At 61.8% G+C, this 15,185-nt stretch carries 15 protein-coding genes; 9 read left to right on the forward strand and 6 right to left on the reverse strand.

Features of this window, described 5'->3' with window-relative positions; all coding sequences use genetic code 11:
* Positions 1-4 precede the first annotated feature (4 nt).
* Both QM596_RS01015 and QM596_RS01020 read left to right on the forward strand, forming a co-directional pair.
* Entirely contained in the window at positions 5-469 is a 465-nt protein-coding gene (locus QM596_RS01015; RefSeq protein ID WP_020909637.1) for a MaoC family dehydratase, read from the forward strand.
* Positions 466-2,121 (forward strand): AMP-binding protein, encoded by a 1,656-nt coding sequence (locus QM596_RS01020; protein ID WP_283307838.1) that lies wholly within the window; start codon positions 466-468, stop codon positions 2,119-2,121. Before QM596_RS01015 ends, QM596_RS01020 begins: the two co-directional genes overlap by 4 nt.
* 7 nt (positions 2,122-2,128) lie before the next feature.
* Here QM596_RS01020 and QM596_RS01025 read toward each other — a convergent pair whose 3' ends face one another.
* Together QM596_RS01025 and QM596_RS01030 are read right to left on the reverse strand one after the other, a co-directional pair.
* On the reverse strand, positions 2,129-2,365 hold the full coding sequence (locus QM596_RS01025) for a hypothetical protein (protein ID WP_134999369.1): 237 nt from the start codon (positions 2,363-2,365) through the stop codon (positions 2,129-2,131).
* A gap of 334 nt (positions 2,366-2,699) precedes the next feature.
* Positions 2,700-3,425 carry a TetR/AcrR family transcriptional regulator gene (locus QM596_RS01030; protein ID WP_141488161.1) on the reverse strand — a complete coding sequence of 242 codons (726 nt, stop codon included), beginning with the start codon at positions 3,423-3,425 and terminating at the stop codon, positions 2,700-2,702.
* Between the two features lie 97 nt (positions 3,426-3,522).
* Between QM596_RS01030 and QM596_RS01035 the strand changes: the two genes are divergently transcribed.
* The gene (locus QM596_RS01035; RefSeq protein ID WP_283307839.1) at positions 3,523-3,900 is read left to right on the forward strand and encodes a VOC family protein; all 378 of its coding nucleotides are present in this window, start codon (positions 3,523-3,525) and stop codon (positions 3,898-3,900) included.
* On the opposite strand, the gene QM596_RS01040 is transcribed toward QM596_RS01035, so the two are convergent.
* On the reverse strand, positions 3,888-5,501 hold the full coding sequence (locus tag QM596_RS01040) for a helix-turn-helix domain-containing protein (protein ID WP_283307840.1): 1,614 nt from the start codon (positions 5,499-5,501) through the stop codon (positions 3,888-3,890). The genes QM596_RS01035 and QM596_RS01040 overlap by 13 nt on opposite strands.
* A 103-nt stretch (positions 5,502-5,604) precedes the next feature.
* Here QM596_RS01040 and fepB point away from each other — a divergent pair, with 103 nt between their 5' ends.
* From fepB to QM596_RS01065, 5 genes are all read left to right on the forward strand, one after another.
* Positions 5,605-6,618 carry a Fe2+-enterobactin ABC transporter substrate-binding protein gene (gene fepB / locus QM596_RS01045; RefSeq protein WP_021333294.1) on the forward strand — a complete coding sequence of 338 codons (1,014 nt, stop codon included), beginning with the start codon at positions 5,605-5,607 and terminating at the stop codon, positions 6,616-6,618.
* Positions 6,619-6,622: 4 nt separating this feature from the next.
* Positions 6,623-7,669 (forward strand): FecCD family ABC transporter permease, encoded by a 1,047-nt coding sequence (locus tag QM596_RS01050; protein WP_283307841.1) that lies wholly within the window; start codon positions 6,623-6,625, stop codon positions 7,667-7,669.
* Between the two features lie 86 nt (positions 7,670-7,755).
* The gene (locus tag QM596_RS01055) at positions 7,756-8,721 is read left to right on the forward strand and encodes a FecCD family ABC transporter permease (RefSeq protein WP_283307842.1); all 966 of its coding nucleotides are present in this window, start codon (positions 7,756-7,758) and stop codon (positions 8,719-8,721) included.
* A 23-nt stretch (positions 8,722-8,744) separates the two neighbouring features.
* The gene (locus tag QM596_RS01060; protein ID WP_020971265.1) at positions 8,745-9,569 is read left to right on the forward strand and encodes an ABC transporter ATP-binding protein; all 825 of its coding nucleotides are present in this window, start codon (positions 8,745-8,747) and stop codon (positions 9,567-9,569) included.
* Between the two features lie 21 nt (positions 9,570-9,590).
* Positions 9,591-10,433 carry a siderophore-interacting protein gene (locus tag QM596_RS01065; RefSeq protein ID WP_283307845.1) on the forward strand — a complete coding sequence of 281 codons (843 nt, stop codon included), beginning with the start codon at positions 9,591-9,593 and terminating at the stop codon, positions 10,431-10,433.
* A gap of 17 nt (positions 10,434-10,450) precedes the next feature.
* On the opposite strand, the gene QM596_RS01070 is transcribed toward QM596_RS01065, so the two are convergent.
* Positions 10,451-11,800 carry a lipase family protein gene (locus QM596_RS01070; RefSeq protein WP_283307846.1) on the reverse strand — a complete coding sequence of 450 codons (1,350 nt, stop codon included), beginning with the start codon at positions 11,798-11,800 and terminating at the stop codon, positions 10,451-10,453.
* A gap of 293 nt (positions 11,801-12,093) precedes the next feature.
* Here QM596_RS01070 and QM596_RS01075 point away from each other — a divergent pair, with 293 nt between their 5' ends.
* Positions 12,094-12,735, forward strand: a complete 642-nt coding sequence (locus QM596_RS01075) for a TetR/AcrR family transcriptional regulator (protein WP_211918423.1) — start codon at positions 12,094-12,096, stop codon at positions 12,733-12,735.
* An 81-nt stretch (positions 12,736-12,816) separates the two neighbouring features.
* On the opposite strand, the gene QM596_RS01080 is transcribed toward QM596_RS01075, so the two are convergent.
* A complete protein-coding gene (locus QM596_RS01080) occupies positions 12,817-13,554 on the reverse strand; it encodes an SDR family oxidoreductase (RefSeq protein WP_020971261.1) in 738 nt (245 codons plus the stop codon).
* The gene (locus QM596_RS01085; protein ID WP_172933148.1) at positions 13,551-15,026 is read right to left on the reverse strand and encodes an aldehyde dehydrogenase family protein; all 1,476 of its coding nucleotides are present in this window, start codon (positions 15,024-15,026) and stop codon (positions 13,551-13,553) included. Before QM596_RS01085 ends, QM596_RS01080 begins: the two co-directional genes overlap by 4 nt.
* Positions 15,027-15,185: the final 159 nt, after the last annotated feature.

The following is a 15,185-nucleotide window of genomic DNA, read 5'->3' on the forward strand; positions in this document are numbered from 1 at the left end:
TTCAATGATCACAAAGAGTTTCGAAGAGATCTCTGTCGGAGACATTGCGGTAACGGACCCGCGGGTCGTCACCGAAGACTATGTGCGAAGTTTCGCCGACCTCACCTGGGATCGCCATCCTCTGCACCTCGACCCCGACTACGCGCAGCAGACGCGCTTCGGTCGCCAGATCGCCCACGGCGCACTCATGCTGTCCACCTTGCTCGGCCTGGTGGAGTTGGATCCCCGTTACCTCCAGTGCTTCTACGGACTTGACCACGTCAGGTTCCACCGGCCGACCTACCTCGGCGACTCGGTGCATGCGGTGTCGGAAGTGCTGTCGGTGCGTCCTCGCTCGGACGGTGAGACCGCGATCGTGACGTCGAAAGGCTCACTCGTCAACCAAGACGGAGACCTTGTTTTCTCCGGCGAATTCTCTTTCCTGGTAGGCGAGACCCATTCCCTCGACCTCGAAGTGGGTGCTCGGTGAGTTCTCGGCCGCATATGTCATGGTGGCAGGATCTCGAAGCAGAAGACTTCGAATGGACTGTGCCAGAGCAATTCAACATCGCGCACGCCTGTGTCGATGTGCAGAATCCCGATGATCTAGCCCTCGTCGTAGACACCGGTGGACACTGGAGTCGGTACACCTTCGGTGAAGTCGCCACGACAAGCCGAAAGTTCGCAACCGTGCTTGCGGATCTCGGCCTTGTCTCAGGGGATCGCGTCGGTGTGATGGTCCCACAGGGGATCGAGGTTCTCGCGACACATCTGGGCGCCTTCCGATCCGGAATGGTCACCGTTCCGCTTTCGGTCAAGTTCGGGTCGGATGCGGTCGTTCATCGAATGCGTGACTCGGGAGCGAAAGTGCTTGTGGTCGAAAAGGACTGTTACGAACGAGTTGCCGACGGAATAGGTGAGATACCCGGCATCGAAGCCGTCATCGTTGTCGGAAATACGGATCAGCCCTCCGATTCGACCCCCGTTCGACTTCTCGATTTCCACAGCCTCGTCGACAGTGCCGCAGAAAGCGCGGAATTGGCAGCGACGGGCCCCGATTCACACGCCATCATCATCTATACCTCGGGAACGACGGGGAATCCGAAAGGCGCCCTCCACGGGCACCGAATTCTCTTGGCGCACATGCCCGGTATGCGGACGGCATTCGACAATGCGCCGCAGCGGGGAGACGTCTTCTGGACGCCGGCAGACTGGGCCTGGATCGGCGGTCTGTTCGACGTTCTGTTTCCAGCCCTTGCGTTGGGGTGCCCCGTGGTTGCGACGCCCGACAAATTCACGCCGTCGCGTGCGGTCGAGATTCTGAGCCGTCACAAAGTAACGGGTGCCTTCATTCCTCCGACTGCGCTCAAGCAGATGCGGAGTATCGGCGTCGACGGCACCGCTGCGCGTGGTATTCGGCTGCGAGCATTGGGAACTGGTGGTGAAGCCCTCGGTGACGCATTGCAGGCGTGGGTTGCAAACACACTCGGCGTAGCTGTCAACGAGTTCTACGGGCAGACGGAAATGAATCTGACCATCGGCACTTCGCGTTCGAAGTGGACGCCCGTGAGCGGCTCGATGGGTCGCGCTTTTCCGGGCTTCGACGTCACCCTCCTCGATCCGCTCGGCGAGCCGGTAGCGGTGGGGCAGGTAGGCGAGATCTGTGTGAAGGCAGGCAACCCCGGACAGTTCCTCGGCTATTGGAACCAACCGTCGAAGACTGATGAAAAGGTCTACGACGGGTGGATTCATACCGGTGATCTGGGTCGGACCGATGAAGCGGGGAACTTCTGGTACCAGGGGCGTGCCGATGACGTCATTTCGTCCGCGGGGTACCGGATCGGCCCCGGCGAGATCGAAGAGTGCCTGCTCTCGCACGACGAGGTAGCTATGGCCGGCGTCATCGGTGTTCCGGATCCGTTGCGCGGGGAAGCCGTTCACGCTTTTGTCGTTCTGTCCGAAGGAACGAACTCTTCGGAAGAGCTTCGCCAGGAGTTGCAGACCCACGTGAAAAGCCGCCTTGCTTTCTACCAGTACCCCAGGCAGATCACCTTCATCGACAGCTTGCCGCTCACCACCACGGGCAAGATCCTACGACGGGAACTCCGAACATTGGCCACTGACGCGAACGGCCTTGGCTAGCAGACGCCTACATGTTGGGTAGGACCACGACGAAGAACCAACCGCTCAGGGCAAGACCGATGACGCCGGTGAAGAGGCCGACTATTGCATCCCACGGCAGCTGGCGGGCATTCGAGAACAGATGCCCGCCAGACTTCTTCGGGTGACGTCGGAGCGCAAAGATTCCTGTTGTAATCGCGCCCGCACCCAGAAGGATGCCGAAGCCGAAAGCCCAGAACAGGAGTACTGACAGCGCGCCGAGCATCTCCGACCTCTCACTCCAGCGTGCGACGCGCTGTGTTTCGGTCGGGGGAGGCCATTTGTGAGAAGGCGACAGAGCTGCACCGAAACGGCGGGTGTGATGACGAATTGACTGGTCGCTGAGAAACATTGTCCACCACGCCTGGAGTTGAGTCGATGTGCCGCCGGTATCTACTCGTCTACCCCTTCTCCGCGGATATATGCCGTTGAAGTCGGGGCTAGCTGGTTGCGTCGCGCAGCGGAATCTCGATCAGAAGCTCACTGGAACCCCGTACCTCTCGGGTCGATTGATTCTCATAGGCGTGCAACAGCTCTCGCGGTTTCGAATTGCAGGAATGTCATTCGATGTGAACAAGACCTTCCAGGGCGTCGAGGACCCGGTCCAGCCCGAATTTCCACGCTGCCTCGGGGCTGTACGGGGTGTTCTTGGCTTCGCCGGCCGCTCCTCCGACTCGCTGCGCCAGCGGGAAGTTGTCGCCGAGATAGGCAGCCAGACGCTGGTTCCAGGACGACCACACCTCGGCCATGTCGGCCGCTCGGGGGTCGGGGCGCCGTGCTTGCGCCGAGGACCGGGCGAAGTCGGCGACAAACGTCAGCGCGGAATCCCGCTCGATGTCGCTCAGCCCGGTGCCGTCGAACGCGTGTAGTTCGTGGTCGTACTTCGCGATAGTTCCCGGACCCAACGCGGAGCGCTGATCGGTGATGTCCAGGAGCCACCAGTGCTCCGAGTAGAGGGCAAGTTCCTCCTCGGCTACCCGGCGCACGCGCTTGCGCCACGTCATGTTCCCGTACGACAGGCGCGGACTGTTGCTGCGCACGGTGTCGACCATGAGCACCAGGAGATCGTCACGGGACCCGACGTGGGTGTACACCGCCATGCCCGAGATTCCGAGCTCGGCGGCCAATCGGCGCACCGTCACCGCGTCCAGCCCTTCCATGTCCGCGAGGGCGAGAGCGACGTCGACCGCCTGTGAAGTGGTGACCTTCGCGCGCGGGCCGCGGGCGCCACCCTTCGGTGCGAGGGGGTGATCGCGCCACAGTAGGTCGATCAGTTCGCGTGCCATCAGCCGTCTCCAGAAATCGGGAATACCTCAACAGTGGTATACCTTATACGGTGCATACTGTATGCACTGCACAAGGTTTATGATCATGGAGGCCACGATGAAAATCACCAGCACTGCTCTGTCCTTGAACGTTGCCGACACGGACGCGTCGGCCCACTTTGCGAAAACCCATTTCGGCTTCACCGAGGCCATGTCCGACGATGGATTCGTTTCTCTGAATCATCCGGATGCCGGGGTCAACGTGGTCTTCCTGCGCACCGGTCTCGGTACGTTCAAGCCGGACTTCGTCGCAGGTTCGGCCGGGCAAGGCATGCTCATCGCATTCGTGGTCGATGACGTCGACGCCGAGTTCGCCCGCATCGCTGCCGAAGGTGCCTCCGTCGTCACAGCGCCGGAGACCGAACCGTGGGGCGAGCGCTACTGCCAGTTCGTCGATCCCAACGGCATTGTGTGGCAGCTCGTTCAGTGGGTGTGAAGAACCCGAGCGCTCGGCTCGGCGGCGCGCGGCACAGAACGTAACCAGAGGGCGCGTTCGACGGACTGAGCTTGGAAGCGCTGCGGTGAGATCCCGTGCGCAGTGCGAAACGCTCGGCTGAATGCGGGCAGGTGCGCGTAACCCAGGTTCCTCGACACCGTTCCGGGTGCAACCCCGAGTTGGAGTTGGGTGCGTGCCTGGGTCATCCGTGAAAGCGATCGCCATTGCGGATACGTAGTGCCGGTCTCGATACGGAACTCCCGGCGCAGCCTGGCCGCGTCGGTACCGAACTCTTGCGCCCACTCGTCCAGAGTGCGAGGGTCGGCCGGCCGGGCGGCGATTGTCGCTGCCAGTCGTGTGGCAATCGAATCGGCGGCAGACCCGTTCGAAACCGATTGTGCGAGAGGGCCGGTGGCGATGATGTCGAATGCTGCGGCGCTGTCGTGGCCACGCGGGCGCAAGGGTGTGTAGGCGGCGACGAAAGTGTGCAGCAATGCCAATTCGTCATCGGGGGAGAACTGCACGGTCTCGAGGGCGTCGGCAGATACGGTCGACCCGTTCGAGGAGCGGAAGCCGAGCGGTAGCAGCAGTGAACCCGTCGGAACCGTGACGGTATTGAGGACGCCTGCAGGCAGAATCATGGCCTCGCCGGTGCGCAGTTCCCAGCTGCGGTCCGCGACGTCCACCCGGGCTTGGCCTCGGTAAACCCACACTGCGACGTGGGCGCCGTTGACGCGCGGCCACGTCGCGTTGGCCGGTATCGGCGGCGCAGTTTCCCCGGGCTGCCTGGGCTCTGCGAGCATGCGGACCAATGCTTGATCGTTGTCGGTGTCCACGCTGCGATCGGTTGGACCGGAGAGGGCCCGTCGACGGTAGTCGCTCGGGCTCTCTCCCATCTGGGCCCGGAACGCGCGGGTGAATCCGCTTCCTGTCTCGAATCCGACTTCGTTTGCAATCCAACCGATCTCGCGGTCCTGCTTCAGGTACTCCAACGAGGCGGCGATCCGAGCTCGAAGCCGCCAGCGCGTGAAGGTGAGGCCGGTTTCTTCCACGAAGTACCGCTGGAGCGTTCGAATGCTGATCCCGGCACGCTTCGCGAATTGTCCCTCGGTGTCGTCGGTGCCAGGTGTTCGCAAAAGGCTGTGCGCGATCTCGAACGCTTCCCGTGACTGCGGCAATCGCGGCAGCGAGGTGGCCCCGTCGTCAGCCCGGGCGATCATCTCGAACAAGGACGACGGGTGTGCAGCGTCGCCGCGCAGATAGCCCAGGTTGTGAACGAACTCGTGGATCAGTCTGTCTTCCCATCCGGGCGGAACGCGCAGGCGCGTCACGGTAGCCGGCCCGGCGCTGACGCCGTTCGAAGGCGGAAGCAGGATGGGAAACGCGACGGAATCCGAGTCCGTCTCCATTGCGTATCGCGCACCCGCCGGGATCCACAGCGATTCGCCAGCTGGTATCTCGTGGACCGTCGATCCGACTCGGACGCGTCCGCTGCCTGCAAGAACCCAGAACAACAGCGGTGAGCGGGCGGTACTGGGCTCGGTGGCGCTCGCGCGGACCGGCCCTAACCCGATCGCGTCCGGCTCTGATAGTGGTAACACGTTGGCGCTCCTGGACAACCCTTGCTACTTAAGTATGGCTAACTTTACCTCTGCTGTCTGCGTTCGCAGCGGCGCACTCTCGTACCTTCAGAAAGCCATACTCATGCGCAGATCACTTCGCCCGACGGCGGCAATACTCGCCGCGGTCGTCGCCCTCGCTCTTGCCGGCTGCTCCAGCTCGTCAGATAGCGATACCGGAACCGAGGACACCCAGAAAACCTCAGGTTCTGCCGAGGGATGGCCGCGCACCGTCGATCACGGCGACCGCAGTACCGAGATCACCTCGAAGCCGACCCGAATCGTGTCCACCTCGCCGTCGTTGACCGGCACGCTGCTTGCAATCGGTGCGCCGGTCGTCGCCAGCGCGGCAACAACGCCGTCGGGAATGACCGATGAACAGGGGTTCTTCTCCCAGTGGTCGGATGTGGCAGCTGATCGTGGAGTAGAGGTTCTCTACCGAAATCTCGAGCTGAACCTCGACGCGATCGAGACGTTCGAACCCGATCTGATCATCGGGTCCGCCAACGGAGGTGACTCGACGCTCGACGCCTACGCGCAGCTGAGCGACATCGCACCCACCGTTCTTCTCGACTACGGCGCCAGCTCCTGGGAGGAACTCGCTGATCAGCTCGGGACTGTCACCGGACTCGAGAGCGAGGCAGGCAAGACCGTCGACGAGTACGACAGCTGGGTGACGACGCAGGCAGGGAAGATCAAACTTCCCGAGCAGCCGGTGACGGCGCTGGTCTACATGGGTGCCGACGGTGTCTGGACGTTCCGGGCCGACAGCCCACAGGGCAATCTGTTGACCTCGCTCGGCTTCACCTATGCCGAGCCCGCTGAGCAGTTTGTCGCCCCGGACAAGCGGGGCGCCTCCGGCGTCGCGATCGTCAGCTCCGAGAACATGTCTGCCGCCCTTGACGGCTCGCAGACGCTGTTTGCCGTCTCGATGGGACCCAAGGATGTGGAGAAGCAACTTGCCGCCGATCCGCTTCTCGCGAATCAACCTGCTGTCAAGGGTGATCGGGTCTACGCAATGGGAACGGCGGCTTTCCGCCTCGACTACTTCAGTGCCAAGCAGACAGTCGAGTCGCTGGTGTCCACGTTCGGTGGATGACGGAGTGAGCGCTTCTTCACAGTCCCGCACCGAAGCACCGCTGCGGTCCGGGACAGCCGCGCGTGCGGGGTTGTTGGTCGTGGCCTCCGTGGGCGTGATCGTGCTGGCGTCCGTCGGTGGGCTGGTACTCGGCTCTCGCAACATCCCCGTCGCCACCGTGCTCGACGCGATCTTTTCCTACGACGCCGTCAACAACGAACACCTCGTTGTGATCGGATCACGCCTGCCCCGAACAATTCTCGGGCTGGTGGTCGGGGCTGCACTCGGACTGGCCGGCGCGCTGATGCAGTCGATCACCCGCAACCCACTGGCCGATCCGGGGCTACTGGGTGTGAACGCCGGAGCATCAGCGGCAGTCGTGATTGCGATTGCCTATCTGGGGGTGACTTCGGTCGGCGGTTATCTGTGGTTCGCGCTCGCCGGCGCGGCCGTTGCCTCGGTGGGTGTGTACATGTTGGGGTCTGCGCATCGCAGCGCCGCGACCCCAGCGCGCATGGCGCTCGCCGGTGCCGCTGTGGCAACGGCGATCACGGCGCTCACCAGCATGGTTCTCATCAGCAATGAGGCTGCCTTCAATCAGTTCCGATTTTGGGCAGTGGGTTCGTTGCAGGGGCGCGGCGGAGACGTGATCGTCACCGTTCTTCCCTTCATCGCGATCGGTATCGTGTTGTCGTTGTTGCTGATTCGTCCACTCAATGCGATTGCTCTCGGCGAGGACGTCGCCAAAGGGCTCGGCGCCCGCACTGGTCCCGCCCGGGCCGGATCCGCTGTAGCAGTCATCCTGCTCGCGGGGGCGGCCACCGCGGCGGCAGGCCCACTCGGATTCGTGGGGCTGGCTGCGCCGCACATCGTGCGCAGCGTCGTCGGACCGGATCTGCGTCTTCTTCTGCCGTGCGTGCTCGTCGTCGCGCCGGCATTTCTGCTCTTGGCCGACGTTCTCGGTCGCGTTGTCACCTCGCCGGGAGATCTGCAGACGGGGATCGCGGTGGCTGTGCTCGGCGGACCGTTGTTTGTCGCGCTCGTTCGCTCACGGCGGGTGGCGTCACTGTGAACATGATTGCAGCGCAGCCGGTCCCACCGCTGTTTGGCGGTTGGGTGGTTCGAATCGGGTCGTGGTCGTGGCGCATAGTCCCGCGAGTGCTGTTCGTAGCCATCTCAATCAGCGCGGCGTTGGCGGCGCTCTCGTTTGCCACGCTGATGTACGGAACCTTGGACCTGTCCTTGGGTGAGGTGTGGCGCGCTCTGAACAGCGAAGGCACCCCAGCGGCGGTTCGGTCCGTCCAGAATCGCCGTCTTCCGCGGCTGATCACCGCGATCGGGGTGGGCGGAAGCCTCGGTGTGGCCGGCGCGGTTTTCCAGACGCTTTCGCGCAATGTTCTCGGCTCGCCGGACATCATCGGTTTCACCACCGGTGCTGCGACGGCGGCGGTGGTCCAGATCGTGTTCTTCGGCGGCGGGGTACTCCAGACCGCGGGCGCTGCTGTTCTCGGCGGCATGCTGACCGCATTGCTCGTGTACGCGCTGGCACGCAAAGACGGAGTCAGCGGCGGTCTTCGACTCGTCCTGGTCGGCATCGGAGTTGGGGCGATGCTGAGCGCCGTGATGTCGTTCCTGGTGGTACGCGCGGATATCGACGACGCCACCGTGGTGCAGCAGTGGACGGCCGGTTCGCTGACCGGGCGCGGTTGGCCACACGCGATCAGCGTTGCGATCGCCGTCGGTGTTCTCGTTCCTGCTCTCGTCGTGGTGTCCAGGCGCGTCACCATGATGGAAATGGGCGATGACGCAGCGTCTTCGCTCGGAATCTCCGTGGAGCGATACCGATTCGCCGGCATCCTGCTTGCGGTCGCGCTCACCGGAGCAGCGACTGCAGCTACCGGTCCCATCGCCTTTGTGGCGCTCGCAGCTCCCCAGATCGCACGACGGTTGGCTCGGCGCAGCGGTGTTCTTGTCGCGACCTCCTTCCTGCTCGGCGCGGTTCTGTTGGCGGGCGCCGACTTGATTGCCCAAGCGGTCGAGGTCGGCCTCCGAACGCCGGTCGGTCTTGTCACCAGTCTGCTCGGCGGTGCCTATCTGATCTGGCTGCTGGCCCGTCAGGCCTGAAAACCTTGCTACGAAAGAGATTCATGACTACAGCTACTCCGTTATCGCGGCTACACGCCGAGAAGATCGAGCTCCGGTACGCCGATCGAACCATCGTGGACGAGTTGAGTCTCGAGATCCCCGACGGCGGTTTCACCGTGGTCGTCGGACCGAACGGGTGCGGCAAGTCGACGTTGTTGCGTGCGCTCGGCAGAATGCTCGCGCCGCGATCGGGTCGGGTTCTGCTCGACGGTAACGACATTCGGTCCTATCGCACCAAGGTAGTGGCTCGGCGCATCGCTCTGCTGCCGCAGTCTCCGCTCTCACCCGGAGCGATCACCGTGGCAGACCTCGTGGCTCGCGGCCGATACCCGTACCAGAGCATGCTGCGCCAATGGTCACCCGAAGACGAGCGTGTTGTCGCCGAAGCGCTCACTGAGGTCGGAATGCGCGATGCAGCAGATCAATTGGTGGACGAACTGAGCGGTGGACAACGGCAGCGGGTATGGATCGCCATGACACTCGCGCAGCGCACCCCGGTGTTGTTGCTCGACGAACCGACCACCTTTCTCGACATCGCCCACCAGATCGAGGTTCTCGACTTGTGTTCCCAACTGCACCAGTCCGGTCGAACGTTGGTCGCGGTCCTGCACGACCTGAACCTCGCGGCTCGATATGCCACGCACGTAGTTGCCATGCGGTCCGGAAAAATCGTCATGCAGGGCAGTGCCTCGGACGTCTTCACCCCTGAGTTGCTGCGTGAAGTGTTCGACCTCGAGGCTCTGGTCCTCGAAGACCCCGAAACCGGACGGCCACTTGTTGTTCCGCGTGATCGAAGACCTGCCAGTCAGCTACCCGTCCACAACTGAACCATCGATCAGGAGATATCAATGACTCCCGCATCTCGACCTGAAGAAACTGAAACCTCTGCGTCGGCAAAGGCGCCACGCGGCGAAGATCACGACCGCGGTCTCAACGACGTGGTTGCCGTCGTCGAAAGCGTCGAACGTCCGACCGAGAGCATCTTGCGCATCACCGTCCAGCTGACTTCGTCGGCGGACGACCCGAATTGGCTGCGTCCCAACGTCGCATTCCGCATCCAGCTAGGTCCGCAGTACGACGACGTCTCGCGTGTCTACACGGTGCGCACATTCGATGCGTCGAGCGGTTCGATGACCTTCGACGTCGTGCTGCACGGTCACACCAGCCCGATGATGCGGTGGGCCGACGACCGTCGTGTGGGTGACACGTTCTCGCTCACCGGCCCTCGCCCGCACTTCCTCGTTCCCGAGATCGCTGGTCGCCGCGTCGCACTGTTTGCCGACGACACCGCGATCCCTGCACTCTATTCGATTCTGCTTCAATGGCCCGAGGGGGTGACCGGTGTCGGTTGGGTCGCCACCGGTGACGCCGAGGCTTTCGCGGAACTGCCCGTGATCCCCGGCCTCGAATTGCATCATGTCGAGGATCGCCTCGCCGAATATGCCCTCGAGCTCGAGAACCCAGGAGACTATGCGGTGTGGGGAGCCGGCGAGCGAGACGAAATGCGCTCCATCCGAGCGCATTTCCGTAAGACAGTCGGCCTGGCGAAGGACGATGTAGTTGTCTTCGGGTACTGGAAGCGCGGGGTCAGCACTACCGAAATAGATCAGAACAGACTTCGGAACTACACGAGCATCCTCGAAAACGGCGGCACACTCGCGGATATCGACGATCTCGCCATCGGGATCTGACCCGGCGGTTGGATACTTCAACTCGCCGCGTGTTCTTCCGGCGCCAGTGAATTGCCCGGTGCGATGTTCGAGCAGTTGTTCGGCGCCGGATTCCCGTTGAAACGGTCGTTGAGCCAGGTGATGGCGCCGGGGAGCCAAAGCGCGCCACCGGGAACGTGACTGATGGTGTCGTACTGGTCGTACTGGATCGACAAACCTGCGTCGCAATAACGAGTGGCGAGTGTGCGGACGTCCCCGGCAACCATGACTCCGTCGCCAGGGCCGACGCCGGGTCCACCTGGCTGGGTGCCCTCGAGGGCTCCGTTTGCGGCTTGAGCGATGAACATAGGGATGGTGGGTATCGGCGCGTTGCCCATGTTGATTTTGTTGGCGACGTCGACGTACTCGGGCACCGAGTTGGGGTTCGCATACTCTGGTTTGGCAAGGTCCTGCCAGGTCACCCCCGGGTACTGCAGGATGACGTTCCCGATCGAGGCATCCTCGATGCGAGGTAGGAGTTCGCGTCCGCGATCGCCGAGATACGGATCGAAATCTATGTCGTAGGCACGGGCAAGTCCGACGACTGCCATCCCGACAACGCCTGCCCAGCCGATGCTTCCGTTTGCGTACCGGAGGTTGTTCGCCGGGTTGACCAACAGTCCACCCTGGGCGGCGCCGATCAGGTCCTCGTTGATGTCCGGGGCGTAGTCCGGAGCGAGGATGGACGCCCAGTTGGTGGCGATTGCTCCGCCCGAGTATCCCATCAGGCCGATCTCGGCTGAGTCGGCAATACCTGCCTCGGGAGTGTTACGGGCGGCGCGAAGAGAGTCGAGAGTCATCATTCCGTATTCGGGTCCCGCCGCGAAGTCTGCGTTCGGCCCTTCGGTATCGGGAATGACGACGGTGTAGCCCAGTGCCAGTAGGGGACCGAACATGGCAGCTTCGCCGGAAGCGAGAGTCCCGCCGAAGGCGACGTTCCGTCCGCTGGCGGTCAGGCTGCCGATCGGGGTGTCCCCCGCGACAGCTCGTGACGGACCGTCTTCCGGGTTCAGCGAATCGTAGGCCGACTGGAACGAGACAACTTTGTCCGGCTGGGCATTGGGTGGTCGAAGAATCGATGTGACATTCGCAGACGGCCGGCCGAGAGCGTCGGTCGACCGGTACAACACCTGCACGGCTTGCAACGGGGTCGGAATGTTGACGACGTGATAGGGCAAGGTCCTCGTTTTGAGAACGGCCCCAGGCTGATACGACGACAGCGGTGCCGAACCGTCGTACTGATAGAAGGAATCCGCCGACGGTTGCGCGGCGACAGTAGGTGCTGTGATGCCTGTGAGTGCAATGGCTGTCAGCGCCACCGCTCCCTGAAAGAGAATCCTCGATGCCACGATCGACCCTTCGGTTTCGTATGTCTCTCGGTACTTGACGGGCTGGTGTGATGACGACCACACGCTATCTTACTTTTGAGTAATAAACGAGAGGCTTGCGCTGGTTGTTTGAATCATGCGCGGACGCAATCAGATTGGGCTTATTGTTGTGGCCATGCTGATTCGGTCCAGGGCGCCATGTGTACGATACGACTAGTAGCTATCGCGACAAGTTGCTGCCTTGGGCTGTGCCGGGTCCTCCGATGCCGGGAAATGCTCTGTGCTGCAAGGTCTTGAAGGACTAAGGAGTGGACATGGGTAAGCGCGCTCCCGACGACGGCGTGTTTCGGGACTCGGGGGATGCCGAGACGGGATTGCTGACTCCTCCGAGGGGTGCACGTAGTGAGGCGGCCCACGAGAAGGCCCTCAGATCAGCAGAAGCTCTTCTGAAATCCGGTGGAATGAAGGCCGCGACCATCGATGCGATCTCCGAACAATCCGGTGTCAGCAAGGTGACTCTGTATCGGCACTGGCCATCGCGGCAAGCTATCGCTGCTGAAGCATTCGGTGTGCTCATGGCTCGTCATCTGACATTTCCCGAGACCGATAGTGCGCAAGCCGATTTGAACGACTATCTAGGTGACATCGGAAAGTTCTACCGAGGTCCACTCGGGTCGATCTTTGCCGAACTTGTCGGCGCGTGTGCCAACGATCCGACGACGGCGGCATACTTCCGCACTTTCTTCCTCGACGAACGTCGTCGAGGTTTCGCCGCACTGATTCGGCGGTGTGTGGATTCCGGCTACTTTCGCGAAGACATCGACACCGAGGAAGCGATCGATCTGTTCTTCGGGCCGTTGATCTATCGGATGTTGGTCGGGCACGCGGGTATCGACGACAACACTGTGCGCTCGATCATCGATCACGCAGTTCGTGGACTCCGCAGTGGTGCATAGACGGGTTCTCCGTTGAGAATCCGCAGCGCAGGGAGGGCGAATTGCCCTCCCCACACTGCGATGTGCCTCAACACTCGGGTGTCAGCTGAGCATCTTCAGTACTAGCTGGTACTCACCGTTGATCTCGGCGTTGCGAAGCGGCTTGGCGGCGTCGACCACGATTTCCGTGGCGTCGTCGTGCGCCTTCAGTAGGCCGATGGTCTCGGCAATGTAATCATCAAGAGGCAGAGCTGATTCCGAGTTCTCCTGGCCCATCAGCGTGGTGCGGACTCCGGGCGGAATGAGTTCGATGCACTGGATCGAGGTATCGGCGAGTTGTACGCGCATGCTCTCGGTGAAGAGATGAACCGCCGCCTTTGTCGCGTTGTACGTGGGCGTGACGGGCAGTGGGACGAAGCCGACGGCGGATGAGACGGTGACGATGGTGGCATTGGGCTTAGTCATCAGATGCGGGATGAACTGGCCGGCCAAGCGAATTGTTCCGAGAAGGTTTGTCGTGACGGTTCTCTCGGCGATGTCGAGGAAGTCCGGGTTCTTCAAGTCTTCCGGGTACATGATTCCCGACATCGTCACGAGGACGTTCAGATCGGGAAAGTCCTCCGTGACGGATTCATGTGCGGTTCGAATGGATCTCGGGTCGTCCACGTCGATGACGACCGTGCTGATGCCCGGGTACTTGTCCGAGATCTCTTGCAGCAGAGCGGATCGACGCCCTCCGACGATTACCTTGTTCCCCTCGTTCTGCAATCCCACTGCAAGTGCGAGGCCGATACCGGAGGTTCCGCCGGCAATGAAGATGGTATTTCCCGAGATTTTCAATTTGTGCTTCCTTGGTTTGTCGTGGGCGTCGACGTGGCGACAGTGATGGATTTGAGTTGGGTGTATTCGTTGAGCGTCTCGAGGCAGAACTCTCGCCCCAGACCGCTTTCCTTGAATCCCCCGAAGGGGATGCCGCCTCCCAGATTGAAGTACTGATTGATCCAGACGCAGCCCGCATCAAGACGATCCGCGGTTTCCATCGCGTTCTTCAGGTTGGAGGTATAGATCCCAGCAGCGAGACCGTACGGAGTGTCATTGGCTTCTGCGATCACGTGCTCGTAGTTGTTCCATCTGAGGACGCACAGGACAGGTCCGAATATTTCGTCCTGTGCGATTCGCATCGAGTTGGTGACCTCGAGAATCGTCGGCGCGACGAAGTTTCCGGCTTCGAAACCCGGCACTTCTACCAGATCCCCGCCTGTAAGTAGTTGTGCGCCTTCGTCGATCCCGGATTTGATCATGGAGATCACACGTTCGGCGTGTTCCTGGTGGATCAATCCGCTCAGTTCGGTGTCCTCGTTCAGCGGCGGCCCGACTCGCAATGATCGGAATCCTGCGACGAGTTTTTCCACGAAGGTGTCATAGATGTCCTCGTGGATGAAGAGACGTGTTCCGGCCAAGCAGGATTGGCCGTTGCACATGAGGACACCTGCGGTGGCATCGGCGACCACTGCATCGATGTCCTCGATATCAGGAAACACGATGCTGGGACTCTTGCCGCCGAGTTCGAGTGTGGTCGAGATCAGCCGTGAGGCTGCGGCGTGTGCCACGAGTCGGCCGACTTCGGTGCTTCCGGTGAAAGCGAGTTTGCTGACCTTCGGATGGTCTATCAGGGCTGCGCCGGCTTCCTCGCCAAGACCAGGGACAACATTGAAAACGCCTGCGGGAAACACGTCGGCGGCGATCCTGGCCAGCTCCATGACGGAAACGCAAGCATTTTCATCAGGTTTGAGGACCACTGTGTTTCCCGCAGCGAGAGCAGGTGCAATCTTGAACGCCGTCATTACCACGGGATCGTTCCAGGGAATGATCTGTCCACATACGCCCAATGGCACTCGCTTCGCGACCAGGTATCCCGATGCCAACTCGCGGCCGAAGCCATGGTGGGCCAGCGAGATTGACGCAAAGTATCGCAGGTGTGAGACGGCGGCTCGATAGTCCTCGCGCATCTCCCTGATATGGCGCCCGGTATCCATACATTCGAGCTGGGCAAGCTCTTCGGCCCGATCCTCCACGAGCGCGGCAAACTGCAAGATTTTGGCGGATCGTTCTTCAGCGGTCAGGTTCGCCCATGCAGGAAATGCCCGCCTGGCGGCTTCGACCGCGTCGTCGATCTCTGTGGGCCCGCACCGAGACAGTGTGGCGAGTAGAGCGCCGGAAGCGGCGTTACGGGCCTCGAATGTGGATGTGCCCATGGCTCGGAACGCTCCGTTGATGAACGCACCGTATTCACGAACTGCTTGACCCTCCATGGAACCTCCTAGATCGGTCAATCACTGACTGATAAAGTGTACTGTACGTTTCGTACACTTGTCGATGGTCGGTTCTCGGACCGGCCTCTCGTTCGCCGCTGGTTTCCGTTGGCTACTCTCGCTTTGGTCAACTCGAGAATGCGGCGGTGAGAGGTGGGG

It is taken from the genome of Rhodococcus sp. IEGM 1406, from assembly GCF_030056745.1.
Taxonomy (GTDB): Bacteria; Actinomycetota; Actinomycetes; order Mycobacteriales; family Mycobacteriaceae; genus Rhodococcus_F; species Rhodococcus_F erythropolis.

Coding starts and splice junctions, on each gene's coding strand:
- QM596_RS01015 (WP_020909637.1), top strand. CDS start 5: ATGATCACAAAGAGTTTCGAAGAGATCTCTGTCGGAGACATTGCGGTA.
- QM596_RS01025 (WP_134999369.1), bottom strand. CDS start 2,365: ATGCTCGGCGCGCTGTCAGTACTCCTGTTCTGGGCTTTCGGCTTCGGC.
- QM596_RS01030 (WP_141488161.1), bottom strand. CDS start 3,425: ATGGCACGCGAACTGATCGACCTACTGTGGCGCGATCACCCCCTCGCA.
- QM596_RS01035 (WP_283307839.1), top strand. CDS start 3,523: ATGAAAATCACCAGCACTGCTCTGTCCTTGAACGTTGCCGACACGGAC.
- fepB (WP_021333294.1), top strand. CDS start 5,605: ATGCGCAGATCACTTCGCCCGACGGCGGCAATACTCGCCGCGGTCGTC.
- QM596_RS01060 (WP_020971265.1), top strand. CDS start 8,745: ATGACTACAGCTACTCCGTTATCGCGGCTACACGCCGAGAAGATCGAG.
- QM596_RS01065 (WP_283307845.1), top strand. CDS start 9,591: ATGACTCCCGCATCTCGACCTGAAGAAACTGAAACCTCTGCGTCGGCA.
- QM596_RS01075 (WP_211918423.1), top strand. CDS start 12,094: ATGGGTAAGCGCGCTCCCGACGACGGCGTGTTTCGGGACTCGGGGGAT.
- QM596_RS01085 (WP_172933148.1), bottom strand. CDS start 15,026: ATGGAGGGTCAAGCAGTTCGTGAATACGGTGCGTTCATCAACGGAGCG.